This window comes from Empedobacter sp. UBA7620, from assembly GCF_002484185.1.
GTDB lineage: Bacteria > Bacteroidota > Bacteroidia > Flavobacteriales > Weeksellaceae > Empedobacter > Empedobacter falsenii_C.
On the sequence record NZ_DLJI01000031.1, the window covers coordinates 76,228 to 100,062 of the forward strand.

Sequence of the window (23,835 nt, forward strand, 5' to 3'; positions counted from 1 at the left end):
AACCAACAATTAACAAAATGAGTATAGAAAAACAATCTCCTATAGAAGGAATTAAAATAAAAAGTGACGGACTTCGCGGTACGTTAAAAGAGAGTATAGAGCTGGATAATCACACTGGAAATGTACGTGCAGATGACGAAGCTTTGGTGAAATTTCACGGAATGTATGTGCAAGATGATCGTGATAGACGAGAAGAACGTGCAGAAAAAAAGTTAGACAAATTGTATTCATTTATGATTCGTTTGCGTATTCCGGGTGGAATTATTGACGCTGATAAATGGTTGGCAATTCACGAAACTTCTGAACAATATGGAACAGGCGTTTTGAAAATTACAACGCGTCAAACCATTCAATTGCACGGAATTTTGAAACATCAATTGCGTCCAACTTTACAATCGTTTGACCAAGCAAAGTTAGATTCTATCGCGGCTTGTGGCGATGTAAACCGAAATGTAATTGCGAGTTCTCATCCGTTGGTTTCGCCAATTCACGCTCAAATTCATACATATGCAGATAAATTATCAAAACATTTGTTGCCTAAAACACAAGCGTATTATGAGATTTTTGTGGATAATGAAAAGATTTACGAACGCGAAACAGAGAAAGATGATTTGTACGAAGATCGCTATTTACCTCGAAAATTTAAAATTGCAATTGCTATTCCGCCAACTAATGATGTAGATGTTTTTGCAAATGATTTGGGACTGATTGCGATTATCGAAAATAATGAATTGAAAGGTTTCAATATCGCTGTTGGTGGAGGTTTGTCTACAACTCACGGAAATCCAAATACATATTCGCGTTTAGCAACCGAAATTGGTTTTGTTGATTCTGAAGAAAAAGTGTTGAAAGTTGCTTATGAAGTGTTGACTATTCAGCGTGATTTTGGGAATCGTGGCGATCGAAAATTAGCGAGACTAAAGTATACAGTTGATAAATTAACGGTAGATGGTTTCAAGTCTGAATTAGAAAAACGTGTTGGTTTTAAATTAGAGCCTTCTCAGCCATATCAATTTACGGAGCGTTCTGATATTTATGATTGGCGACAAGTGAATAATGGAACGTGGTATTACACTTTATTTGTGGAGAATGGAGTTGTACAGCCTAATCAGAAAGCATTTTTACATGAATTGGCTTTATTAAATATCAATAATTTCATTTTTACAGCGAATCAAAATTTATTGTTAGGTGAAATTTCGACTGAGAATAAAGCTAAAGTTGAACAGCTTTTAGAAAAATATTTTATTCACAAAGATATTAGTGAGCTTCGAAAAAATTCGATGGCGTGCGTGGCTTTACCAACTTGTCCATTGGCTTTGGCGGAAGCACAGCGTTATTTACCAGAATTAGTGACTAAAATAGAGCCTTTGTTAGAAAAACATCAACTTCAAAATGATGATATTTCTATTCGTATGACGGGCTGTCCAAATGGTTGCGGTCGTTCGTATGTTTCGGAAATTGGTTTTGTAGGGACTTCTGCTGGACATTATAATTTGATGTTGGGAGGCGATCGATATGGTGTTCGTTTGAACAAAATTTACAAAGAAAAAGTAAATGAAACTGAGATTTTGAATGAGTTAGACCAAGTTTTCGAAAGTTATACAAAAGAAAAAATAGACAATGAAACATTCGGAGATTTTACCTATCGAAAATATTTTTCGGTTAATTAAAAAACTGATGATTTTCGGATGTTTTTGTTTTGTATCGAAAAGTTTTGCTCAGAAAAATGTAACTCATCAAAATTTGTTGTGGTATGGTTACTATAATACGTTGGTGATAAACGAAAAATATTCGATTTTGAGTGAAATTCAAGAACGTCATTTTATAGATCCAAGTGCTCAACATCAATTGATTTTTAGATCAAATTTGCAACGAAAACTTGATGAAAATTGGAATGTTTCTGGTGGAATAACTTATTTTTTGCAAAGTCCAAATGATCCAAATTCCGAAAGTGATTTGATTGTTCCAGAAATTGGACCTGATATTGGTTTTGGTTATCAACAAAAGTTAAAAAAAATTACAATTAATCATCGTTACAAGGCTGAAGCAAGATTTTTTCATGATACAGAAAATGACGAATTGACAGGAGGTTTTCGTTTTTCTAATCTTCGATTTCGTTATCAATTAGGTATCGATATTCCTTTGGTTAAAGATCATAAAACCAATAAAAATAAATTGGTTGCGAAAATAAAAGATGAAATAATGGTTAATGTTGGACGAAAAATCGTGAAAAATACATTCGATCAAAATAGAATTTATGGTGCGTTGAATTATTCCTTTCATCCATCATTTTCCATAGAATTAGGATATATGAATTGGTATCAACAACGGAGTAGTGGGGTTGATTTTTATAACAGAAATATTTTCCGTTTATCGCTGTTTCATCAAATTTCGCTAAAACAAAATAAGAACAATGAAAAATAATTTATTTCCGATATTTTTAAAAACAGAGCATTTGCGCTTCCTGATTGTTGGAGGAGGAAATGTAGGATTAGAAAAGGTTTCGACGCTAATCAAACAAAATCCTTCGATCAATTTGAAAGTTGTAGCAAAGGAATTTAAACAAGAATTGAAAGATGTTTTTTCGCAATATCCATCAATTAAATACGAAACTCATACGTTCGAATCGAGTGATTTGGAAGATATAGATTTAGTGATTGTCGCAACCGATAATAAAGAAACTTCGAGAGAAGTGAAGCAAAAAGCAAATGCAAAAGGAATTTTGGTTAATGCAGCTGATCAGCCAGATTTGTGTGATTTTTATTTAGGTTCGATTGTGAATAAAGGTCATCTTAAAATTGCGATTTCCACTAATGGACAATCTCCTGTTATGGCAAAACGTTTGAGAGAGTATTTTTCTGATGTCATTCCAGATTCAATTGATGAAAACATTGAAAGTTTAAATAAAATTAGAAATAATCACAAAGGAGATTTTAATCAAAAACTAACCGATTTGAATCATTTAACTTCTTCATTTGAAGGAAAAAAATCGACTAAAAAATACAAATGTTTAGTGACCGAAATTACATTGATATTTTTTGCATTATTCTTAGGATATGCTTTGTCATCAATCGTAAGTTTTTCGGAAGCGAAAGATTTTGTGATTCACATTCCAAATGTTTTTTACATTATGTTGGCGGTTGGTTTTTTCGCTCAAATGGTCGACGGAGCCGTTGGTTTGGGATATGGTGTAACGTGTTCCACAAGCATGATGTTGTTTGGTGTTAATCTGCCTTCAATAAGTGGTAGTATTCATACTGCCGAAATGTTTTCGAGCGGAATTAGTGGTTTTTCGCATTATAGATTTGGAAATGTAAACAAAAAATTATTGTTGGCATTGGCTATTCCAGGCGTTATTGGAGCAGTTTCGGGATCATTATTATTGGTTTATTTGGGGAATAAATACGAAACCATTACTTACGGAATATTGGCTTCGTACACCTTAATCATCGGAATTCGATTAATTATTTTAGCATTCAGAAAAAAAATCGAACGCAAAAAAGTAAAACGAGTTGGGTTTTTAGGATTTGCAGGAGGATTTTTAGACGCCTTTGGTGGAGGTGGTTGGGGACCTGTCGTGACATCAACTTTATTAGCAAAAGGAAAAAAATCGAACTTAGTAGTAGGAACAGTTAGTTTAGCCGAGTTTTTTGTGACACTCTCTGCATCGTTGACTTTTTTTGCAGCTTTGGGCGTAAGTCATGGTTTTATCATTGCAGGTTTAATAATTGGAGGAGCTTTAGCAGCGCCAATTGCAGCGAAATTAGCAGGCAAAATACCTCAGAAAGTAGCTATTTTGGCTGTAGCTTTTTTAGTGATCACATTTAGTATTCGTATTCTTTTTAAAATTTTCTAAATTTTATATATCATTTCTAACAATCAAAACACTCTTCATCTCGCATGTTGAGTGTTTTTTATTGTTCATTATTTAAGACATATTTAGTTAAAATATATTTTGTGACAGGTTTCAATGTTTTACCATTTTCGGGATGTAAACCGTAATTTGTATAAAATTCTACTTCACCATTTTTCTTTGTATACCAAACTTTATCAAGTGCATTTTCAAAATTTAAAGTATCAGGTTTTGTGATTTTCTTCAATTGAAAAACAGTTTCGTTATATGGAACAGCATTCATTTGTGGAGAAGTTTCTTCGCATTCGATTTTTTCATAATGATTTTCTTTCCAAATCATACAAGACGAATTTTGATTGAATGAATTAAGAAATAATCCTCCACTAGCCAAAATAGTTGCAATGCCACTTCCAGCAATTATTTTATTTCGTTGAAGTTTTATTTTCTCAAAGAAATTATTCTTTTTTGATGGAAGATTAATTATTGATTCTTCTTCAGAAATATTATCATCTATTATTGGTTCTACCGATGCGATTTCTTCTACATTAACTTCTTTTTCATCACTTTTTGTCAGCTGATTTTTTTGATTAAAATCTCCAAAACTTTCATAATCGATATAATGTGCAAGAATATTTAATAAATCAGGACTTATTTCCTTCTTTAAATTATTTTCTTTCACGAAATCATCAAAATGTCGAGAGAAAGATTTGCTTGTTATAGGATAATTATAATCATCTGAAATTACTTTTTCTAAATGAACAGACATTCCATTTTTACTTGAACTCCCACATTCATTTTTTGCTTTCTCAAAAACTTTTTCGAATAGATCTTTTTTCGTAGACATTTCACTTTTAATTCTTTTACAAAGTAGACAAATTTTGGACAAAATAAATTACGGTTTCCCGTAAAACGGGCTGTCCAATAATTGTCCAAAACTTGTCCATTGTTTGTCTAACAGCGACTTTGTGTTCTGTATTTACTTTGCAATAGAAATCAAAACAAAAACAAAAAACTTGATTTCTGAAAACGTAGTCTCGAAAATAGTTGAGGTGATTTGAAGGGAAGCATTTTTCCTGAATTGTTCTCAAGGCTACAAAAAACTTCCCACTAAAGAAGCGCTTCTTTTTTTCTCGTGTACACTACTCGCAATCTGTTTTGTGAGGAAGAGCACCTATATCAAAAAATTAAAAATTTAAGCTATGTTACAATTATTATTCGCTTTATTGGGATTCTTTTTTCCAAATCAAAATGCAAACACAATTTCACAAGATCAACATCCAGTTGTACAAACTTCATCAGATAGTATAGATGGTGATACAAATGGTGAAACAGGAAGTACACCTCCAAAAAAATAAACTAAATGCGGATAGAGAAATCTATCCGTTTTTTATTTAGCTTTATTGAGTAAATACAATGATTTGAGAAAAATTTTATTTTTTGGTATTATACTTCTAATAACTTCATGTCAACAATCTAATAACAAAGAGATTGAACGTGATAATTTAGATAATAAAGCTTACGATACAGCTTGGGATTTTTATGAAAAAGAGGTGTATGATAGTGCTTATGTTTATTTTAATAAAGCATATTCAGAGTTTATTAAGAATATGAATAAGAATCAAGCAGCGAAATGTTTGATTAACATGGGATATATAAGTTATTATAAAGGAGATTGGTTTGGTAGTCAAGAATTGAATATAGAGGGAATAAAATTATTAAATCCTCAAATAAAAAGTGAAAAAGAAACGTTGTCAAGTGCATATAATAGTTTAGGACAGAGTACTCACGAATTAGGAATTTATAAAGAAGCTATAAATTATTATAAAAAAGCAATAGATTTTTCTACAGAAAAAGATGTTTATATTATCAATCAAAATAATATTGCAAATAGTTATCGTTATGATAAGCAGTATGATGAAGCTATAAAGATTTACCAGGAATTACTAAAAGATAAGAATACAACTGAAAATCAAAAAGAATATGCGCGAATTATTGATAATTTAGGATACACGAAATGGTTAAAAGACAATAAATCAAATGTTATAAATGAATTAAATAAAGCGTTAAATATTAGATTAAAGGAAAATGATTTGTGGGGACAAAATGCAAGTTATGCGCATTTAACAGATTATTTTTCAAATTTGGATCATAAAAAAGCATTGGATTACGCTCATAAAAGAAAACAAATTGCTTTCGAAAATAAGAGTGTAGGCGATAAATTAGAAGTTTATCAGCAACTAATTTTATTAGAAAATCCTACAAATGCAAAACAATATTTTGAAGCTTACCAAAAGCTAAACGATAGTATTCAGTTAGAACGTAACAGAGCGAAAAATCAATTTGCGTTGGTGCGTTATGATTCGGAGAAAAATCGTGCAGATTTTTTGAAAGCCGAAGCAGAAAACGAAAAGAAGAAAAATGATATTTTAAAACTTTATATTCTAATCGGTTTATTGATCGTCCTGTTTGTTTTTGGATATTTTTTGTACAGAAAAAGAAAGCAAAAATTAGAGCAAGAGAAAGTTTTGTTGCAACAAGAAAAGGTTTTGGAAGTCAAGAAAACGGAACTGAAATATTCGAAGAAAGTACACGATAAAGTGGCGAACGGAATTTATCATGTGATGTCTGATATTGAGAATAAATCAGAATTTAATCGTGATGAAATCTTAGATAAATTGGAAGTTGTTTATGAAATTTCGCGCGATATTTCTTATGACAAAATCGATGAAAATCAACAAGAAAATTTTGCCGAAAAATTAGCACAATTGATAAGTTCTTATGATTCGGAACAAGTCAAAATATTTTTGATTGGAAATGAAAAAGAACTTTGGAAAAAAGTAAAAGATTATGCTAAAACAGAGGTTTTCTTGGTGATGCAAGAATTGTTGACAAATATGAAAAAACATAGCGAAGCTTCACGAGTTATATTAAATTTTAAAGAAGAAAATCAGCAAATTATCATCAATTACTCGGATGACGGAATTGGAATTTCGGATTTAAAACCTAAAAATGGTTTGCAAAATACGGTTTCACGTATTTCTAATCTAAACGGAGATGTTATTTTTGAAACTGAAAATGTGAATGGTCTAAAAATTAAGATCAAATTTCCAATTCAATAACCTAAATAAAAAGTATGTTTAAAAAAGTATTAATTGCAGAAGATTTTGAGAGTTTTAATATTTCGGTTCAGAAAGTTTTAAAAGATTTACATGTAGAAAATCCTGATTATGCTTTTTATTGTGATGATGCATTCTTGAAAGTAAAAAAAGCATTACACGACAATCAACCTTATGATTTATTGATTTCTGATTTGTCTTTTGAAGAAGATCATCGCGAGCAAAACTTGAAAGGAGGAAGAGATTTAATTGAAGCAGTAAAAGCGATTCAGCCAAATTTGAAAGTGATTGTTTTTTCGGTAGAAAAGAAAGCGGATATGGTAGATAATCTTTTCAAAGAATACCATATAGATGGGTTTGTGGCGAAAGGAAGAGAAGATTCTAAAGAGTTGAAAAAAGCGATACAAACTGTTTTTGCGGGCGGAATGCATTTGGAATTGGATATGAAACGTAGTATAAAACAAAAAAATACGTATGAAATTACTTCGTATGATGTCACGTTAGTTTCTCTGCTTTCGAATGGAATTTTGCTAAAAGATATTTCAAATCATCTAAAACAAAATAATATTAAACCAGCAAGTCAAAGCAGTGTAGAAAAGAGATTGGGCTCATTAAAAGATTCATTACAAATTTCAAGTAATCATCAATTGGTTGCATTTTTTAAAGATTTGGGAAGTATTTAACCCAAATCTTTACACCATTTATCTACAAAAATCTGTTGCAATTGCTCAATTTCTTTTTCGTAAATCGTATTTTTTCGGGAACCAAAATAGAGTGTATTTTCCAACGGTTTTTCACCTTGCCAAACCAATTTTATTTTACCAGAATTTAGTGCTTCTTGACATAAAAAGTCAGGAACAATAGAAAAGCCATTTCCATCACTCAAACAACGAATAATAGAACTGATATTTGGAACGATATAATTAGGTTTGAAATCTGGATGTTCTTTAAAATTTTCCATCCAAAAATGTTTCAAATGCTCTATATCGGCGGCTGTGCTGTACCAAAGATTGTTTTTTAAGTCATTTTTTAGAGCTTTATAATCTTTGTGGTTTAAACTTTTTTCGATTGAAGTTAAATCTGTATTGTTTCCTGCGATCAAAATTATTCTTTCTTTCGAAAAAGGATGATAACAAAGATTTTTGTGGGTACTTTTTTGAGGTGTGATAACCAAATCTAATAAACCATTATCCAAATCTTGATGCATCAATTTATAATCTCCAAATTTGATGATTAGGTTAAAATCTAAATCAGAAACATGCTCTTCTAATGTATATTGAAAAGTTTCAAAACACATTCCGATGCTGATTGTTGCACGATCTTTATCAGCTCGTTTATGAAAATGTTGCTCCGCAGCAGCTAATTTTTGAATCGGTTCTAAAATAAAATTATACAAAATTTTTCCTTTTTCAGTCGGAACCATTTTTCGCGCCGATCGATCAAATAATTTGTAGCCCGTATAGGCTTCTAACGAATTGAGATGTAAGCTAACACCAGGTTGCGAAATAAATAATTGTTGCGCTGCAGCAGATAAAGTTCCAGTTTCATAAATTGCTTTAAACGTTCTGAACCATTCAAAATTTGATTGCATAATTTCTAAATTTTAATTTTCGTCATAAGGTAAATCCTCAGGATTTACATCAATATAATCGGGTTTTGGTAAGGTCGAAAGTCGATACGCTTTTATCGTTTTCAACTCCAATAAATTTGCTTTTACAATACGATGCATTCCGTCCATCAATTTTCCATCAGGACAAATAATTATTGGATAATTTAAGTCTGAATCATTAACCAATTTTATATGTTGTGTGATAGAACGACATGTCGGAGAATCTCCTTCTTCATTATACCAATAGGTTTCTTCAAACTCTTTTATTTTAGTCAAATCAATATTTTCGATTTCTAATTCCTTTGTTAGAGAAATTAGATTGTCTACATCCCACGCATATAATTTGTTATCAATTGTTCTAAAATGATATTGTTTTCTCATTCTATAATAATTATGATACAAATATATAATTTGAGTTATTTTAATAATAGAAAAACTTGTCGGAATTTTGTCTTATCAAAAAAGAAAATACAATGAAAAATGTTTTTATCATAAACGGCGGTCTTAAATATGCACATTCAGGCGGAAAGCTAAATCATTCTATTACAACTTGGTCAAAAGAAGTTTTAAAAGATTTAGGATTAAATATTCGAATAACAGATATTAATGATGAATTTGACCCAAAAGAAGAAGTTGAGAATTTTAAATGGGCAGATTTGATTATTTATCATGTGCCAATTTGGTGGTTTCAAGTTCCTTTTCGATTAAAGTTTTACATAGATGATGTTTTTACAGCAGGACACAATAATGGAATGTACGCAAGTGATGGCCGTTCACGAAAAAATCCTGCAATTAATTACGGAAAAGGTGGATTGATGCACGGAAAAAAATATATGGTAACAAGTACTTGGAACGCGCCAGAAGAAGCTTTTACGTTAGAAGGTGAATTTTTTGAGCAAAAATCTGTTGATGAAGGTGTTTTATTTGGATTTCATAAAATGAATGAATTTACAGGAATGACAAGATTGAATAGTTTCCACTTTCATGATATCGAGAAAAATGCAACGCTAGAGCGGATTGAAGCTTATCAAAATGAATACAAATCATTTTTGAAAGCTGAAATAGAGGATGAGTTTGCTGTGATTTAGAAAATTATAATTAAAACAAAACCCTCCATTTTAGGAGGGTTTTAAATTTTATTCTGCAAGAAGTTTTTTAATATCTTCTTTTAAAAATTCTATTTCAGGATGGTATTTTCCACCAAGAGAAGGTTCTTTTCCTTCAGGGTCTTTATAATTCAGTCCCGAATAAAACAACATTGGAACACCCATTTTATCATATCGACTTCTGATATTTCCTTGTTTATCAACCAATGCAAGTTTTCCACTATGATTTAGACCTTCGGCAGTTGTTTCATCTTTTCCAACATAAATATTGAATTTATCCGAAAGTTGTTCAATATTTTCTCGATTCGAAGTTAAATAATGCCAATTCGGAGATTTTACACCAATTTGTTTTGCATATTCTAACAATCGAGCAGGTGTATCTCGTTTTGGATCAATCGTAACCGAAATAAAACCAAGGTTTGCATCATTTATTTCATCTTCTATCGAACGTAAATTATGGCTCATCACAGGACAAATCGTTGGACAACTTGTAAAGAAAAATTCTACAACGTACACTTTTCCTAACATATCACGATTTGTAATCGTTTGATTATTTTGATTCGTCATCGAAAATTCTGGAACTTTCATTACGGTGTAAAGTTCGTCTTTTGGCTTATTTTTTAACCAAAAAACAGTTCCAATAACGCCTAAAATAATAACAATAACGGCTATTAATTGTTTATTCATGAATATGTTTTTCTGGATTTTTTAGAAATTCTTCTTTGCACATTGTCGAACAAAAACCATACGTTTTTCCTTGGTAATTAGCTGTATCACTCAAATGTTCCGCAGTTTTCATTCCGCAAATTGGATCAACTTCGTTCACAACCGCAACATCCAATTTAGTTGCTGCTTTCATTTCTTCGTGAGAAACATGTTTTACTTCAAAATTCTCTTGTTTTGGTTGCTCTTTGTTACAAGAAAATAATGCAAACCCTACTACGATTAAAGTGAATATATTTTTTAAGTTTTTCATTTTAAATTGTTTATTTGTTTTTAATTAAATTAAAATTCGTCAATTCGAGTGATTTTTAGAAATATTACTTCGATAAACTAAGTACAAGTATTTCTAAAAATTGTATCGAGAATTAAGATGAATTTTATTCGAATTGACGGTTTTTTTCATCGAAATCTAGAAATAAAAACTAAACAATTGGCGGATGAAAAACTAAACGAATAATATAATCAGAATTAATATCTAGATAATAATCAGTTGATAATTTATTTTTTTGCGTAAAATATTTTTTTGGAGAAATAATTTGTTTTTGAGGAACAATCGCATCTAAAATTTTGACCGAATTTTTGACAAAATGATTTTCTGACTGATTCTTTTCACTTTTCGAAATTTCATCTTTCAAATAGCAAAAACCATTACAAAGTAATTCAGGTTTTTCTCGATTTTCACAAAGTTCATTTGCGATTTCTTCATAATTCAAAACATAATCTATCACCGGCATTAAAGGACGAAATGCGATAGAAAATATGAGTGATATGAAAAATAATATGCGCAAAAAACTAATTTAGTGACAAATTTAACCAAATTGATTGAGGTTGAATATGATAAAATTTATGATTTTAAAAGAAAGATTTATCATAATCTTCACTTTTATGTTCTGTAAAATTTTTACCTTAAAAAAGATTTTACAATCTATAAATATTTATGAAAAAAAGTAAGATTTTAGATTTTACAACAACCGAAGAATTGATGAGCTTTTTAGTTGAAAATCAAGAAGAAAATCCTTTATATAAAAATGTTCTCAAGAAATTTGAATACGAAAATGAATTATTAAAACTGCAATCAGAATTAGTAAATCTTCAAAATTGGATTTCGACAGAAAAGAAAAAAGTTGCAATTATTTTCGAAGGACGAGATGCTTCAGGGAAAGGAGGAACAATTCGCCGTTTTCGCGAGCATCTTAATCCGCGTTCTATGCGTGTTGTTGCATTGAATAAACCTACAGAAGTCGAGCAAAATCAATGGTACTTCAATCGTTATATCAAAGAATTACCAAATGCTGGGGAAATTGTTTTTTTTGATAGAAGTTGGTACAACAGGGCGGTTGTAGAGCCAGTTATGGGGTTTTGTACAGAGCAACAATATGAGCAATTTATGGTGCAAGTTTCGGAATTTGAACATATGTTGTACGAATCTGGGACATATATTATCAAATTGTGGTTTTCTGTGACGAAAGAGGAGCAGCAAGCACGTTTTGATTCGAGGTTAAATAATCCGCTTAAAAAATGGAAATATAGTCCAGTTGATGCAAAAGGACAGGAACTTTGGGACGAATTTTCGCATTATATCAATCAAATGTTTACGCGGACACACAACTCTTTTTCGCCTTGGATTATTGTCAATGCAAATGATAAAAATGCGGCAAGATTAGAATCTATTCGTTATGTGCTTTCTTTGTTTAATTATAAAGGAAAAGAGGATGCTGAAGTAAATTTGATGGTGGATCCAAATGTGATTGAGCGTTATTATCGAATGGTAAAAGAACTGAATCATTAATTTTAAATAGTAAGAAAATGGAGTTAAAACCGAAAGATTTAAAATTAATCGAAACCAAAAAAGGTCTTGTTGGACTTTTGCAATCTGATCATGGGAAATTGAATTTTGCGAAAGCCTTGCGTACTGTAAAATATGAAAATAGGATAGAGCAATTACAAGAAGAATTGATAAAATTACAAACTTGGGTAGCCGAAAATAAACGGAAAGTAGTGATTGTTTTTGAAGGCCGAGATGCAGCTGGAAAAGGTGGCGCAATTCGTCGAATTGTAGAACATTTAAACCCTCGTGAGCATAGAATTATAGCACTTCCAAAGCCTAATGAAGTAGAACGTGGACAATGGTATTTTCAACGTTATGTTCGTCAACTTCCTCGTGAAGGAGAAATAGTCTTTTTTGATCGTTCTTGGTATAATCGTGCTGTTGTAGAACCTGTTAATGGTTTTTGTTCTAATGACGAATACGAAACGTTTATGAACGAAGTGAATGATGTCGAAAAAATGTGGATTAATTCAGCAATATATTTGATTAAAATTTATTTTTCGATTACAAAAGAACAACAAGCAAAACGTTTTGCAGATATTGTAAATTCACCAACCAAACGATGGAAGTATAGTTCTGTTGATCAAAAAGCGCAAGATTTATTTGATGTTTATTCCGCTTATAAAGATGTAATGTTTGAGAAAACAAATACAGATGTTGCTCCTTGGAAAATCATTGATGCCAACAAAAAGTACAAAGCTAGAGTAGAATCGATGGAATATATTTTGTCTAAAATACCTTATGAAGATAAAAATAAACGTATTTTGAAACATCAAAACTTAGAAGAAGAAAATTAATCATCAAATCTATAATTATGGCCGAATTTGATTTAAACGATTTAGAAAAAATAAATAATAAGCAAGAAATCATTGATTTTTTGGTTAAACATGATATTATAAAAGAAAAGAAGTTCAAAGAACAACTTGCTTATGAGAAAGAACTGAAGGAACTTCAAGAAAAATTGTTAGAAATACAATCTAAAGTTATTCAGGAGAATAAACGTGTATTAATTATTTTCGAAGGTCGAGATGCGGCTGGAAAAGGAGGAACAATTTCGAGAATAACAGAATTTCTAAATCCAAAAAAATATCGTGTTGAAGCATTACCAAAGCCGACCGAAATAGAACAAGGACAATGGTATTTTCAACGATATTTTAAAGAATTACCAAATGCAGGAGAAATCGTTTTTTTTGATCGTTCTTGGTACAATAGAGCGGTTGTCGAGCCAGTTTTTGGATTTTGTACAGAAGATCAACATTCAAAATTCATGAAACAAGTTGTAGAAGTAGAGAAGCTTTTGCAAGATGATGGAATTATTCTGATTAAAATTTTTCTTTCAATTTCGAAGGAAGAACAAGCAGAACGATTACAAGAGCGAAAAGATGACGAAATGAAACAGTGGAAATTAGGAGCATTGGATCAAAAGGCACAAGAGTTATGGGACATTTATACCAATTATATCGATAAAATGTTTCAACAAACAGGAACAGAAAGTTCGTCTTGGCTAGAAATTGTGACAGATGATAAAAAAGCTGCTCGACTTTTAGCGATGAAATCAATCATTGCTAAATTAGAAAATAAAACTTTTGAAAATGAATTAGTAAAAATTCATTCATAAAAGAAAGAGAATCATTTGTATAATCAAGATTTTTGATTAATTTTGCACCCACATTGTTCAACCTCTGACGAAAGACGTTTAAGTTGCTCAATTCTAATAAATTGAAATTATAATAATGGAAAATTTAGTAAAATACGTACAAGAGAAATACGTAGCTAAAAAAGAGTTCCCAGCTTTCGCAGCAGGTGATACTATTACAGTTTATCAAGAAATTACAGAGGGTGGAAAAACTCGTGTTCAGTTCTTTAAAGGGGTTGTTATCCAAAGAAGAGGACAAGGAACTACAGAAACTTTCACAATCCGTAAAATGTCTGGAGATGTTGGTGTAGAGCGTATCTTCCCAGTTAACATGCCAGCGTTACAAAAAATTGAAGTAAACAAAAAAGGTAAAGTTCGTAGAGCTCGTATCTTCTACTTCAGAGCATTACGTGGTAAAAAAGCTCGTATCAAAGACGCTGCTTACTAAAAACTGCTTTTTTAGGAAAAATATAAAATCCGTTCGATTATCGAACGGATTTTTTTATTTTAATAATTTTTTAAAAATCTTATTTCTCTATCCCATAATACTTATGACTTTTCTTTATCGCCCATTTTTCTTTGAAGTTAATCCATTTTCCTTGAAATAGTTTACGCATTAATTTATCGGTGTAACGCATAATAAAAACATGATAAACTGTATTCATTACTTGGAAAAACTCATTAGGAAAAGCACGTAAAGACATTGAGAATCCTGCTTCTAAATAGCGATTATAATGCCAATAACCACGCGGGATAAATAGCGCATCACCGTGATTCATGACAAAATCAAAACCTTTTGCGTGTTTTAAAGCAGGGAATTTTTCGTAATCGGGATGATCATAATCGATTTCGTAAATGGTATGTACCGAAAGTGGTACTTTATATAAAGCTTTGGATTGTTTTGGATCAAACAATAAAATTTGTTTATCTCCTTGAAATTGAAAATGAATAAAATCGGTCATATCTACATCATAATGCATCAAAACTTTTGCTTCACTTCCTCCAAAAAAAAGAGTAGGTAAACGCTCAAAATACTTTAAACCAAGATCAGGGTAAGTAAAATTTTTGAGTAATTCGGGAATTTTATCTTTGATAATAAAAAAGAAAATTCTTAAATCAGAGGGCTCTTTTTTGATTAAATCCACATACTCATTAAACTTCATATGCGTTGCAGGAGTATCCGAGCTTTTGTTAGCATCAGCAGGTTTGCTGTCATATAAAGGCACAATTTGTTCTCCAGCTTTTTCTTTGATATAATCGAGATTCCATTTGTCAAAATCCTTCCAATTCTTCGCATAACCTTTCAATAACAAAGGTTTTCTTTTTTTGAGATAATTTTTGATAAAATCTTCTTTCGAAATTGATTCAACTGTATCAATAGCTTGAAATTGCATACGTTTTAAAGTATTGGATTACTCAAAAATAGAGAATCTATCTGAATTAAAAACAAAAAAGCCAACATATTGTTGACTTTTCATTTATTCTGTTTCTTTAACCATTCGAATCAGATGCGCCATATTCCGGATGACGCTATAATGTTTTTTAACAAATGGATTTTCTTTGTTCCAAACATATCCTGCTAAAACAGCACAAATTTTTTCTTTGACATCAGGATTTTCAGGTTGATGGAAAAATAATTCTTGCAAATTTCCGGTATACCATTCTTGTACATAAGTGGTAAAAACATCGATTCCTTCTTTCATATAATCTTCGTAATCGGTTTGCCAATCAACTTTTTCACCATTTATTTCTTTAATAGCAAGTTTCGCAGCTTTCAAACCACTTTCTGTTGCGAAACAAACGCCAGAAGAGAAAACAGGATCTAAAAACTCGGTACTATTTCCTGTTAAAACATAACCATCGCCAAACATTTTAGTTACCGCAGCAGAATAATTTTTTAACCAAATTGGATTAAATTCAAATGGTAAATTACCAAAGCGATTGACGTAAAAATCGGATTTTTGAATTGCATTTTGCAAAGCTTCCGTTGTATCTTGATTGGTTGATAATTGATTAATATAATCTGTTGGGCCAACGATTCCGACACTTGTTTTTCCATTCGAAAAAGGAATTACCCACAACCAAACTTTTGTTTCGATAATATCAAATGAAATCTGCGTTCCCTCTCGACCTTTAGGGCGACGAACATCATCAATATGCGTGAAAATTGCTGAATGAGGATTTAGTTTTGATGGGCTATCAATATTTAATAATCGTGGTAAAACACGACCATATCCACTCGCATCAATTAAAAATTTTGCATTGATTTGATAAGTTTCTCCATTTTGTTTTTTAACAGTTGTAATCGAGTTTTTTCCTTCAAATTGAACATTAATTACCTCTTCATTAAAACGTAAATCAGCACCTTTGTCTATAATTGCATCAGCTAAAGTCATGTCAAAATCAGCGCGTGGAACTTGCCAAGTCCAATCTTTTCCTTTACCAAATTTTTTACTGAAATCGAAAATACAAATCTGTTCACCTCGAATAAATCTCGCACCAGGTTTTACTTCGAAATTTTGTTTCTCTAAATATGGTAACAATCCAGCTTCTTCGAAATGATCCATAGAGCGAGGGATTAAACTTTCACCTACAACAATTCTCGGAAATTGAGTTTTTTCTAAAACAATAACTTTAATGTTTTTTTCTCTTAAATAGGCTGCTGCAACCGATCCCGAAGGTCCTGCACCGATGATTAAAACATCTGTATTTTCAATCATGACTTTTTGTATAGTTTTTTAATTATTTTTGCAACTGATTGAGGGAGTAAATAACCAAAATCGATAAATCTTTTACCTAATCAATAACATGACAAAATTAACAATTGACACTATAGAAAACATACTTTTTGAGAATAAAAAATTATTGCTCGATAAATCAACATTTGATCGTGTGGAGAATAGTTTTAAATTCCTGAAAGAATTTTCAAAAAATAAAATAATTTACGGCGTAAATACAGGTTTTGGACCAATGGCACAATATCGTATTGAGGATGAAAATACAATTCAGCTTCAATATAATCTAATCAGAAGTCATTGTACAGGAATTGGAGAACCGTTGACGTTAGACCAAACAAAAGCTGCGGTTATTGCACGTTTTAATACGCTTTCGTTGGGATATTCTGGGATTCATCCTTCAGTTTTAGTATTGATGCAAGAATTAGTAAACCGTGATATTTTACCTGTCATTTATCAACATGGAAGCGTTGGTGCTAGTGGAGATCTGGTTCAATTGGCGCATTTGGCTTTGACATTAATTGGAGAAGGAGAAGTTTTTTATAAAGGAGAAATCAAATCGACGAAAGAAGTGTTTGAACTTGAAAATCTTCAACCAATAGAAGTTCATATTCGCGAAGGTTTATCAATTATGAACGGAACTTCGGTAATGACGGGAATTGGAATGGTAAATTTGATTAAAGTTAATCAATTAATTAATCTTTCGATTACGTTAAGCTCGATGATGAATGAAATTGTACAATCTTTTGATGATCATTATTCAAAACCGTTGAACGAGGCTAAACAACATGTTGGTCAACGTTATGTGGCGAATAAAATGACCGATTTTTTGAATGATAGCAAATTAGTCAAAAAACGTGCAGACGAATTATATCAAGAACGTACTGAGAAAATTTTTGAAGAAAAAGTACAAGAATATTATTCGTTGCGTTGTGTTCCTCAGATTTTAGGACCAATTTATGATACTTGGAATGCCGCGAAAGAAGTACTAGAAAATGAAATAAATTCGGCGAGTGATAATCCAATTATCGATGTTGAAAATCAAACTGTTCATCATGGAGGAAATTTTCATGGCGATTATGTTTCATTAGAATTGGATAAATTAAAATTGGCTGTTACGCGTCTATCAATGCTAAGTGAACGTCAATTAAACTATTTAGTCAATCCAAAAATCAATAATATTTTACCACCTTTTGTCAATTTAGGAACGCTTGGTTTTAATTTCGGTTTGCAAGCTGCTCAATTTACGGCGACTTCTACAACAGCTGAAAATCAAACACTTTCTACGTCAATGTATGTGCATAGTATTCCAAACAACAATGATAATCAAGATATTGTGAGTATGGGAACAAATGCGGCTACGATTTGTGCAAAAGTGATTGATAATACGTTCGAAGTGTTGACGGTTCAGAGTATGGCTGTAACGCAAGCGATAGAATTTCTACAAATACAAGATAAATTATCTTCGAAAGGGAAAGCATTTTATGATTCGATTCGTAAAATTGTTCCTGTATTTAAAGAAGATGAGGTGATTTATCCTTATCTTAAGGAAGTTAAAAAATATTTACTAAATAATAAAGTAAACTAAAGCATGAAATGTGCAATTGTAACAGGTGGTTCTCGTGGAATTGGAAAAGCAATTTGTTTGAAAATTGCCGAAGAACATGATTATCATCTTTTGATAAATTATAATTCGAATGAAGCTGCTGCGTTAGAGACTTTGAAAGAAGTTGAAGCATTAGGAGGAACAGGAGAAATTTTAAAATTTGATGTGGCTGATGCAAATCAAACGCAACAAGTTTTAACCGAATGGACAGAGAAAAATACAGATGCAATTGTAGAAGTTATTGTAAACAATGCAGGTATTACGAAAGACAATTTGTTTATGTGGATTTCTCAAGAAGATTGGTCAAATGTGATTAATACAAGCTTGAATGGTTTTTACAACGTAACTCATTTCTTTATTAATCCATTATTGAGAAATAGATTCGGAAGAATTGTTAATATAGTTTCTGTTTCTGGTTTGAAAGGAACGCCAGGACAAACAAACTATTCTGCTGCAAAAGCTGCTGTGATAGGTGCTACGAAAGCATTGGCACAAGAAATAGCAAAACGTAATGTAACTGTGAATGCTGTTGCACCAGGTTTTATCGAAACGGATATGACAGATGAATTGGATCAACAAGAATTAAAGAAGTTGATTCCAGCAAATCGTTTTGGAAAAGCCGAAGAAGTTGCTGATTTGGTAAGCTTTTTGGTTTCTAAAAAATCGAGTTATATCACAGGAGAGGTTATTAATATAAATGGAGGAATTTATTCTTAGATAAAATGAGTCAAAGAGTAGTAATAACAGGAATGGGCATCTATTCTTGCTTAGGAACATCATTAGAAGAGGTAACAGAATCTTTGCGTCAAGGAAAATCAGGAATTATTTTTGATGAAGTACGCAAAGAATTTGGCTTTAAATCAGCTTTGACGGGAACTGTTCCAGTACCAGATTTGAAACCTTTTTTGAATCGTCGACAACGAATTACAATTGGTCAAGAAACAGAGTTCGCTTATATGGCAACTTTAGAAGCGTTGAAAAATGCTAATTTGACGGAAGAGTATATCAAGACTAACGAGGTCGGAATTATATATGGAAACGATAGTGTTTCAAAAGCAATTATTGATGCAATAGATATTGTTCGTGAGAAAAAAGATACTGAATTAATTGGTTCTGGAGCGATTTTCAAGTCAATGAATTCTACTGTAACCATGAATCTTGCAACAATTTTTGAGTTGACTGGAATTAGTTTTACGATTAGTGCAGCTTGTGCAAGTGGTTCGCATTCGATTGGATTAGGTTATATGATGATCAAAGATGGTCTGCAAGATATGATTATTTGTGGAGGAGCACAGGAGATTAATAAGTATGCAATGGCAAGTTTTGATGGTTTGGGTGTTTTTTCCGAAAATGAAGCAAATCCTACACAAGCTTGTCGTCCTTTCGATAAAAATCGTGATGGATTGGTGCCGAGTGGAGGTGGAGCAACATTGATTTTAGAAAGCTATGAATCCGCAGTAAAACGTGGTGCGCCAATTATTGCTGAGGTTTTGGGTTATGGTTTTTCGTCGAATGGTGGACATATTTCTACGCCAAATGTAGATGGGCCAGCAATTGCAATGAATAGAGCGTTGAAACAAGCAAAAATTTCTGCTGATGAAATTCAATATATCAATGCACATGCGACTTCTACGCCAGTTGGTGATGCGAACGAAGCAAAAGCGATTGACCAAGTTTTTGGAAAAACGAAACCTTTTGTAAGTTCTACAAAATCGATGACGGGACACGAATGTTGGATGGCAGGAGCAAGTGAGATTATTTATTCTAACTTAATGATGATGAATAAATTTATTGCACCAAATATTAATTTCGAAGAAGCAGACGAAGATTCAGTTAAATTAAACATTGTTAAAGAAACCTTAAATAAAGAATTTGATGTATATTTGTCGAATTCTTTTGGATTTGGTGGAACGAATTCTGCCTTAGTAATTAAAAAATTTAACTCCTAATATGGTGAAAAGTAAAATCGCTGAAAAATTAAATGCTATCTTAATTGATGAATTTGAAGTTGATCCTTCTGTGATTTCAGAGGAAAAAAATATTAAAGAATCTTTAGATTTAGATAGTTTGGACTATGTTGATTTAGTGGTAATCATTGAATCTAATTTCGGTGTGAAATTAATTAAAGAAGATTTTCAAAATATGATAACTTTTGAAGATTTCTATGCAATTGTAGAACAAAAGTTAGAGAATAAATAACAGATATGAAACAATGGGATGGTCGTTCTAAAGGAACGGTCCTGGGATACAAAATATTTGTCAACGTTATGAAAAAGCTCGGAATTAAGGCTGCTTACTCAGTCTTAATTTTTGTAGCTTTTTATTATTTTATAACGGCTTATAGCAGTAACAAATCTATTTACGAATACTTTCGTTATCGATTAAATTTTTCGGTTTTCAAATCAATTTTAAGTGTTTACAAAAGTTACTATACTTTTGGACAAGCCTTGATTGATAAAACAGCGATTAATGCAGGTTTACGTAACAAATATTCGTACGAATTTGATGGAATAGAATTATTAAGAAATCTATTGAATCAAAAACAAGGCGGAATCTTAATAAGTGCACATGTTGGTAATTTCGAAGTTGCTGAACATTTTTTTGCAGATATTGACTTTGATTGTCAAATTAATTTGGTTACAACAGATTTAGAACGAAATGTTATCAAAGAATATTTAGAAAGTATTTCGAAGAAACCTTCGGTAAAGTTTATCTTGATTCAAGAAGATTTATCACATATTTTCGAAATTAATAATGCGCTTAGTCGAAACGAATTAATTTGTTTTACGGGAGATCGTTATTTTGAAGGAAATAAAACGATGTCAGAAGTTCTTCTTGGAAAAGAAGCAAATTTTCCTGCAGGACCATTTTCTATTGCTTCTCGCTTGAAAGTGCCTGTCGCTTTTGTGTATGTTATGAAGGAAAAAAATCTACATTATCATTTATATGCGCGTCAAGCAAATTTCAAACATCGTGATGCAAATGCACTTTTGAAAGAGTTTTGCGTCAATCTTGAAACTATTGTAAAAAAATATCCTTACCAATGGTTTAATTATTTCGATTTTTGGAAGTAAATTAGAGCAGAATATGAATTTTCAAACCACTAAAAAACCTAAACCTTTACATGAAATGCAAAGTATTAGTTGTTTATTACTCGCAGTCAGGACAGTTAAAAGAAATTGTCGATCAAACAACATATGATTTAGTTCAAAACCAAGATATTAATTTAACGAAATACAAAATAGAAATGGAAGAGGAGTTTCCTTTTCCGTGGGATTTTTATTCTTTTTTTAATGCTTTTCCAGATAGTTTTCTTCAAAAAGATAAGAACATTAAACCAATTCCGACAGAAATCTTGAATCAGAAATATGATTTGATTTTACTGTATTATCAAGTTTGGTTTTTATCGCCATCTATTCCAATAAATTCGTTTTTAAGGGATAAACAAACACAACAAATTTTAGAAAATTCTAAAATAATTACAATTAGTGGTTCGCGAAATATGTGGTTCTTGGCACAGGAAAAAATCAAAACAATCTTGAAAGAACGCCAAGCAAAATTAGTTGGAAATATTGCATTGGTCGATCATACGCCAAATTTAGTAAGCGCCATGACAATTGTAAATTGGATGTTTTCGGGCGTTAAAAAACGAATGTTCAATTTATTGCCTTTGCCAGGAATTAGTGAAAAAACTATTCAGGAAAGTAGAAGATTTGGTAAAATTATTCTAAATTCAATCCAAAATAATAATTACTCTAATCTACAAGAAAACTTAATTCAATCTGGAGCCGTTGAGGTAAAACCTTTTTTAGTTTCTGTGGATACAAAAGGAAATCGAATGTTTAAAGTCTGGTCTAAAATTATTGATTCTAAACAAGGTATACAGCGAGAAAAGTATTTGAAATTCTTTTATTATTATTTAATTTTAGCTATTTGGATAATATCTCCACTAGTAAATTTGTTATATATTATATTTTATCCGTTCAACTATTTTAAATACAAAAAACAGGTAAAATATTTTCAAGGAATAGAATAATATGCAAAATGTATATATAACGAAAACGTCGAAGTTTTTGCCAAATCAACCAATTTCAAATGATGAAATGGAAGATTTTTTAGGAAAAATTAATCAAATTCCTTCAAAAGCTCGTAGAATCGTTTTAAGAAATAATGGAATCAAAACGCGTTATTACGCTCTCGATAAAACTGGAAATGTCACACATTCTAATGCCGAATTGACGAGTAATGCAATAACAAATTTATTTGATGCACAGTTTACAAAAAATGAGGTAGAAGTGTTGTCGTGTGGGACTTCAACGCCAGATTTGTTGTTGCCTTCTCATGCAGCGATGGTGCATGGTTTATTGCAAAATAATGTTTCGATAGAGTTAAATTCTTCTTCGGGAGTTTGTAATTCGGGAATGAATGCGCTGAAATTTGGCTATCTTTCAGTAAAGTCGGGTAATTCTAAAAATGCAATTTGTTCAGGTTCTGAGCGAGTTTCTACATAGATGAAAGCTGAAAAATTTGAGCATGAACTTGAGAATTTGAAAGAATTAGAAGAACAACCAATTATAGCATTTAAAAAAGATTTTTTACGTTGGATGTTATCGGATGGTGCCGCAGCTTTTTTATTGCAAAATCAACCAAACGAAGATTCTATTTCGCTTAAAATTGAATGGATGGAATCTTATTCTTACGCGCACAAATTGGAAACGTGTATGTATGCCGGAGGTGATAAATTACCAAATGGAGAAATGAAACCTTGGAGCGATTTCTCTTCGAAAGAATGGTTGAAAGAATCCGTTTTTTCATTGAAACAAGATGTCAAAATTCTGAATGATAATATTTTGATAAAAGGTGTAGAAAGCATGAAAGCTGCAATGGATAAACATCAATTATCTTCAAATGAAATTGATTATTTATTGCCGCATGTGTCGTCAAATTATTTTGTTCAAGGTTTATATGACGAATTTTGTAAGAAAGACATTCATATTCCGTTAGAGAAATGGTTTATGAATTTAAGCAAAGTTGGAAATGTGGGTTCAGCGTCTGTTTTTTTGATGCTTGACGAACTTTTTCAAGACGGAAACCTTAAAAAAGGAGATCGTATTATGCTTTGCGTACCAGAAAGTGGTCGTTTTTCGTATTCGTACGCTTATTTAACAGTCGTTTAAAAAATGAATAAAATACAATTACCCAATCATACGATAGAATTTATCAAACAATTGATTCCACAACGCGAACCAATTATAATGGTAGATGCTATTTTTGAATATGAAGAGGGAAAAGTTGTTGGAGGCTTAACGGTCAAAAACGATTCGATTTTTGTCAAAAATAATCAATTGATAGAATCTGGAATTTTAGAACACATGGCACAAACAGTTGCTTTGTATACAGGTTATCAATTTTATATTCGAAATGAATCGGCTCCAACTGGATATATTGGCTCGATGAAATCAATAGAGATTAATCGTTTGCCAAAAGTGAATGAAAATTTAACAACAACAGCAACTATTTTGCACGAAGTAATGGGAGTGACTTTGGTTTCGATTGAAACAAAGATAGAAGGAGAAGTAATTGCAAAAGGAGAGATGAAAACAGTGATTGCAGAAACATAATT

At 31.5% G+C, this 23,835-nt stretch carries 26 protein-coding genes and 1 pseudogene; 19 read left to right on the forward strand and 8 right to left on the reverse strand.

The genetic code is table 11. The features are described from left to right. The first annotated feature begins 17 nt into the window (after positions 1-17). The 3 genes from B2217_RS06815 to B2217_RS06825 are packed head-to-tail and all read left to right on the forward strand — an operon-like array spanning position 18 to position 3,856. Positions 18-1,670 (forward strand): NADPH-dependent assimilatory sulfite reductase hemoprotein subunit, encoded by a 1,653-nt coding sequence (locus tag B2217_RS06815; RefSeq protein ID WP_180906849.1) that lies wholly within the window; start codon positions 18-20, stop codon positions 1,668-1,670. After that, the gene (locus B2217_RS06820; protein ID WP_180904847.1) at positions 1,621-2,424 is read left to right on the forward strand and encodes a DUF2490 domain-containing protein; all 804 of its coding nucleotides are present in this window, start codon (positions 1,621-1,623) and stop codon (positions 2,422-2,424) included. Before B2217_RS06815 ends, B2217_RS06820 begins: the two co-directional genes overlap by 50 nt. Then, positions 2,414-3,856, forward strand: coding sequence for a TSUP family transporter (locus B2217_RS06825; RefSeq protein ID WP_180904846.1), 1,443 nt, complete (start codon positions 2,414-2,416; stop codon positions 3,854-3,856). Before B2217_RS06820 ends, B2217_RS06825 begins: the two co-directional genes overlap by 11 nt. A gap of 58 nt (positions 3,857-3,914) precedes the next feature. Here the strand turns inward: B2217_RS06825 and B2217_RS06830 are convergent, their stop codons facing one another. Continuing rightward, positions 3,915-4,697 carry a hypothetical protein gene (locus tag B2217_RS06830; RefSeq protein WP_180904845.1) on the reverse strand — a complete coding sequence of 261 codons (783 nt, stop codon included), beginning with the start codon at positions 4,695-4,697 and terminating at the stop codon, positions 3,915-3,917. A 355-nt stretch (positions 4,698-5,052) separates the two neighbouring features. Here B2217_RS06830 and B2217_RS06835 point away from each other — a divergent pair, with 355 nt between their 5' ends. The 3 genes from B2217_RS06835 to B2217_RS06845 all read left to right on the forward strand — a co-directional run bounded on the left by B2217_RS06835 (position 5,053) and on the right by B2217_RS06845 (position 7,652). Further along, positions 5,053-5,208 carry a hypothetical protein gene (locus B2217_RS06835; RefSeq protein ID WP_180904844.1) on the forward strand — a complete coding sequence of 52 codons (156 nt, stop codon included), beginning with the start codon at positions 5,053-5,055 and terminating at the stop codon, positions 5,206-5,208. A 63-nt stretch (positions 5,209-5,271) separates the two neighbouring features. Next, positions 5,272-6,972, forward strand: coding sequence for a tetratricopeptide repeat-containing sensor histidine kinase (locus B2217_RS06840; RefSeq protein ID WP_180904843.1), 1,701 nt, complete (start codon positions 5,272-5,274; stop codon positions 6,970-6,972). 14 nt (positions 6,973-6,986) lie between these two features. Beyond that, a complete protein-coding gene (locus B2217_RS06845) occupies positions 6,987-7,652 on the forward strand; it encodes a response regulator transcription factor (protein WP_180904842.1) in 666 nt (221 codons plus the stop codon). On the opposite strand, the gene B2217_RS06850 is transcribed toward B2217_RS06845, so the two are convergent. After that, a complete protein-coding gene (locus B2217_RS06850; protein WP_180904841.1) occupies positions 7,649-8,560 on the reverse strand; it encodes a LysR family transcriptional regulator in 912 nt (303 codons plus the stop codon). The two genes, B2217_RS06845 and B2217_RS06850, sit on opposite strands and share 4 nt — an antisense overlap. Positions 8,561-8,572: 12 nt before the next feature. Then, complete coding sequence (locus B2217_RS06855; RefSeq protein WP_180904840.1) at positions 8,573-8,959, reverse strand: hypothetical protein; 387 nt, start codon at positions 8,957-8,959, stop codon at positions 8,573-8,575. 92 nt (positions 8,960-9,051) lie between these two features. On the opposite strand from B2217_RS06855, the gene B2217_RS06860 reads away from it, so the two are divergent. Continuing rightward, a complete protein-coding gene (locus tag B2217_RS06860; protein WP_180904839.1) occupies positions 9,052-9,666 on the forward strand; it encodes an NAD(P)H-dependent oxidoreductase in 615 nt (204 codons plus the stop codon). A 48-nt stretch (positions 9,667-9,714) separates the two neighbouring features. Here B2217_RS06860 and B2217_RS06865 read toward each other — a convergent pair whose 3' ends face one another. From B2217_RS06865 to B2217_RS06875, 3 genes are all read right to left on the reverse strand, one after another. Further along, positions 9,715-10,371 (reverse strand): SCO family protein, encoded by a 657-nt coding sequence (locus tag B2217_RS06865; protein WP_180904838.1) that lies wholly within the window; start codon positions 10,369-10,371, stop codon positions 9,715-9,717. Next, a complete protein-coding gene (locus B2217_RS06870) occupies positions 10,364-10,660 on the reverse strand; it encodes a YHS domain-containing protein (protein ID WP_180904837.1) in 297 nt (98 codons plus the stop codon). The genes B2217_RS06865 and B2217_RS06870 overlap by 8 nt, the downstream gene beginning before the upstream one ends. A 169-nt stretch (positions 10,661-10,829) precedes the next feature. Continuing rightward, the gene (locus tag B2217_RS06875; protein ID WP_291122223.1) at positions 10,830-11,141 is read right to left on the reverse strand and encodes a hypothetical protein; all 312 of its coding nucleotides are present in this window, start codon (positions 11,139-11,141) and stop codon (positions 10,830-10,832) included. 248 nt (positions 11,142-11,389) lie between these two features. Here B2217_RS06875 and ppk2 (B2217_RS06880) point away from each other — a divergent pair, with 248 nt between their 5' ends. From ppk2 (B2217_RS06880) to rplS, 4 genes are all read left to right on the forward strand, one after another. Further along, positions 11,390-12,196, forward strand: coding sequence for a polyphosphate kinase 2 (gene ppk2 / locus B2217_RS06880; RefSeq protein WP_407932333.1), 807 nt, complete (start codon positions 11,390-11,392; stop codon positions 12,194-12,196). A gap of 17 nt (positions 12,197-12,213) precedes the next feature. Continuing rightward, positions 12,214-13,032 (forward strand): polyphosphate kinase 2, encoded by an 819-nt coding sequence (ppk2, locus tag B2217_RS06885; RefSeq protein ID WP_180904835.1) that lies wholly within the window; start codon positions 12,214-12,216, stop codon positions 13,030-13,032. A gap of 17 nt (positions 13,033-13,049) precedes the next feature. Then, positions 13,050-13,853, forward strand: coding sequence for a polyphosphate kinase 2 (gene ppk2 / locus B2217_RS06890; protein ID WP_180904834.1), 804 nt, complete (start codon positions 13,050-13,052; stop codon positions 13,851-13,853). A gap of 115 nt (positions 13,854-13,968) precedes the next feature. Then, positions 13,969-14,319 (forward strand): 50S ribosomal protein L19, encoded by a 351-nt coding sequence (gene rplS / locus B2217_RS06895; protein ID WP_019975296.1) that lies wholly within the window; start codon positions 13,969-13,971, stop codon positions 14,317-14,319. Between the two features lie 79 nt (positions 14,320-14,398). On the opposite strand, the gene B2217_RS06900 is transcribed toward rplS, so the two are convergent. Both B2217_RS06900 and B2217_RS06905 read right to left on the reverse strand, forming a co-directional pair. Further along, positions 14,399-15,265 carry a cupin-like domain-containing protein gene (locus B2217_RS06900; protein WP_180904832.1) on the reverse strand — a complete coding sequence of 289 codons (867 nt, stop codon included), beginning with the start codon at positions 15,263-15,265 and terminating at the stop codon, positions 14,399-14,401. A gap of 84 nt (positions 15,266-15,349) precedes the next feature. Then, the gene (locus B2217_RS06905) at positions 15,350-16,591 is read right to left on the reverse strand and encodes an NAD(P)/FAD-dependent oxidoreductase (protein WP_180904831.1); all 1,242 of its coding nucleotides are present in this window, start codon (positions 16,589-16,591) and stop codon (positions 15,350-15,352) included. A gap of 88 nt (positions 16,592-16,679) precedes the next feature. Between B2217_RS06905 and B2217_RS06910 the strand changes: the two genes are divergently transcribed. From B2217_RS06910 to B2217_RS06945, 8 genes and pseudogenes are all read left to right on the forward strand, one after another. Next, a complete protein-coding gene (locus tag B2217_RS06910; RefSeq protein WP_038332296.1) occupies positions 16,680-18,194 on the forward strand; it encodes an HAL/PAL/TAL family ammonia-lyase in 1,515 nt (504 codons plus the stop codon). Between the two features lie 3 nt (positions 18,195-18,197). Then, a complete protein-coding gene (gene fabG / locus B2217_RS06915; protein WP_291046923.1) occupies positions 18,198-18,929 on the forward strand; it encodes a 3-oxoacyl-ACP reductase FabG in 732 nt (243 codons plus the stop codon). Positions 18,930-18,934: 5 nt separating this feature from the next. Beyond that, on the forward strand, positions 18,935-20,161 hold the full coding sequence (locus B2217_RS06920) for a beta-ketoacyl-[acyl-carrier-protein] synthase family protein (RefSeq protein WP_291122224.1): 1,227 nt from the start codon (positions 18,935-18,937) through the stop codon (positions 20,159-20,161). 1 nt (position 20,162) lies between these two features. Continuing rightward, positions 20,163-20,411 carry an acyl carrier protein gene (locus B2217_RS06925; protein WP_038332291.1) on the forward strand — a complete coding sequence of 83 codons (249 nt, stop codon included), beginning with the start codon at positions 20,163-20,165 and terminating at the stop codon, positions 20,409-20,411. Positions 20,412-20,416: 5 nt separating this feature from the next. Next, positions 20,417-21,286, forward strand: a complete 870-nt coding sequence (locus tag B2217_RS06930) for a lipid A biosynthesis acyltransferase (RefSeq protein ID WP_291122225.1) — start codon at positions 20,417-20,419, stop codon at positions 21,284-21,286. A gap of 50 nt (positions 21,287-21,336) precedes the next feature. Further along, complete coding sequence (locus tag B2217_RS06935; RefSeq protein ID WP_180904825.1) at positions 21,337-22,248, forward strand: dialkylrecorsinol condensing enzyme DarA; 912 nt, start codon at positions 21,337-21,339, stop codon at positions 22,246-22,248. 1 nt (position 22,249) lies between these two features. Further along, positions 22,250-23,389, forward strand: a pseudogene (locus tag B2217_RS06940) (beta-ketoacyl-ACP synthase III). A gap of 3 nt (positions 23,390-23,392) precedes the next feature. Next, positions 23,393-23,833, forward strand: a complete 441-nt coding sequence (locus B2217_RS06945; protein WP_180904824.1) for a hypothetical protein — start codon at positions 23,393-23,395, stop codon at positions 23,831-23,833. Positions 23,834-23,835: the final 2 nt, after the last annotated feature.

What these genes read in the sequence shown, in the direction of transcription:
- B2217_RS06815 (WP_180906849.1), top strand. Translation starts at nt 18, where the DNA reads ATGAGTATAGAAAAACAATCTCCTATAGAAGGAATTAAAATAAAAAGT.
- B2217_RS06820 (WP_180904847.1), top strand. Translation starts at nt 1,621, where the DNA reads ATGAAACATTCGGAGATTTTACCTATCGAAAATATTTTTCGGTTAATT.
- B2217_RS06825 (WP_180904846.1), top strand. Translation starts at nt 2,414, where the DNA reads ATGAAAAATAATTTATTTCCGATATTTTTAAAAACAGAGCATTTGCGC.
- B2217_RS06830 (WP_180904845.1), bottom strand. Translation starts at nt 4,697, where the DNA reads ATGTCTACGAAAAAAGATCTATTCGAAAAAGTTTTTGAGAAAGCAAAA.
- B2217_RS06835 (WP_180904844.1), top strand. Translation starts at nt 5,053, where the DNA reads ATGTTACAATTATTATTCGCTTTATTGGGATTCTTTTTTCCAAATCAA.
- B2217_RS06845 (WP_180904842.1), top strand. Translation starts at nt 6,987, where the DNA reads ATGTTTAAAAAAGTATTAATTGCAGAAGATTTTGAGAGTTTTAATATT.
- B2217_RS06850 (WP_180904841.1), bottom strand. Translation starts at nt 8,560, where the DNA reads ATGCAATCAAATTTTGAATGGTTCAGAACGTTTAAAGCAATTTATGAA.
- B2217_RS06855 (WP_180904840.1), bottom strand. Translation starts at nt 8,959, where the DNA reads ATGAGAAAACAATATCATTTTAGAACAATTGATAACAAATTATATGCG.
- B2217_RS06860 (WP_180904839.1), top strand. Translation starts at nt 9,052, where the DNA reads ATGAAAAATGTTTTTATCATAAACGGCGGTCTTAAATATGCACATTCA.
- B2217_RS06865 (WP_180904838.1), bottom strand. Translation starts at nt 10,371, where the DNA reads ATGAATAAACAATTAATAGCCGTTATTGTTATTATTTTAGGCGTTATT.
- B2217_RS06870 (WP_180904837.1), bottom strand. Translation starts at nt 10,660, where the DNA reads ATGAAAAACTTAAAAAATATATTCACTTTAATCGTAGTAGGGTTTGCA.
- B2217_RS06875 (WP_291122223.1), bottom strand. Translation starts at nt 11,141, where the DNA reads ATGCCGGTGATAGATTATGTTTTGAATTATGAAGAAATCGCAAATGAA.
- ppk2 (WP_407932333.1), top strand. Translation starts at nt 11,390, where the DNA reads ATGAGCTTTTTAGTTGAAAATCAAGAAGAAAATCCTTTATATAAAAAT.
- ppk2 (WP_180904835.1), top strand. Translation starts at nt 12,214, where the DNA reads ATGGAGTTAAAACCGAAAGATTTAAAATTAATCGAAACCAAAAAAGGT.
- ppk2 (WP_180904834.1), top strand. Translation starts at nt 13,050, where the DNA reads ATGGCCGAATTTGATTTAAACGATTTAGAAAAAATAAATAATAAGCAA.
- rplS (WP_019975296.1), top strand. Translation starts at nt 13,969, where the DNA reads ATGGAAAATTTAGTAAAATACGTACAAGAGAAATACGTAGCTAAAAAA.
- B2217_RS06900 (WP_180904832.1), bottom strand. Translation starts at nt 15,265, where the DNA reads ATGCAATTTCAAGCTATTGATACAGTTGAATCAATTTCGAAAGAAGAT.
- B2217_RS06905 (WP_180904831.1), bottom strand. Translation starts at nt 16,591, where the DNA reads ATGATTGAAAATACAGATGTTTTAATCATCGGTGCAGGACCTTCGGGA.
- B2217_RS06910 (WP_038332296.1), top strand. Translation starts at nt 16,680, where the DNA reads ATGACAAAATTAACAATTGACACTATAGAAAACATACTTTTTGAGAAT.
- fabG (WP_291046923.1), top strand. Translation starts at nt 18,198, where the DNA reads ATGAAATGTGCAATTGTAACAGGTGGTTCTCGTGGAATTGGAAAAGCA.
- B2217_RS06920 (WP_291122224.1), top strand. Translation starts at nt 18,935, where the DNA reads ATGAGTCAAAGAGTAGTAATAACAGGAATGGGCATCTATTCTTGCTTA.
- B2217_RS06925 (WP_038332291.1), top strand. Translation starts at nt 20,163, where the DNA reads ATGGTGAAAAGTAAAATCGCTGAAAAATTAAATGCTATCTTAATTGAT.
- B2217_RS06930 (WP_291122225.1), top strand. Translation starts at nt 20,417, where the DNA reads ATGAAACAATGGGATGGTCGTTCTAAAGGAACGGTCCTGGGATACAAA.
- B2217_RS06935 (WP_180904825.1), top strand. Translation starts at nt 21,337, where the DNA reads ATGAAATGCAAAGTATTAGTTGTTTATTACTCGCAGTCAGGACAGTTA.
- B2217_RS06945 (WP_180904824.1), top strand. Translation starts at nt 23,393, where the DNA reads ATGAATAAAATACAATTACCCAATCATACGATAGAATTTATCAAACAA.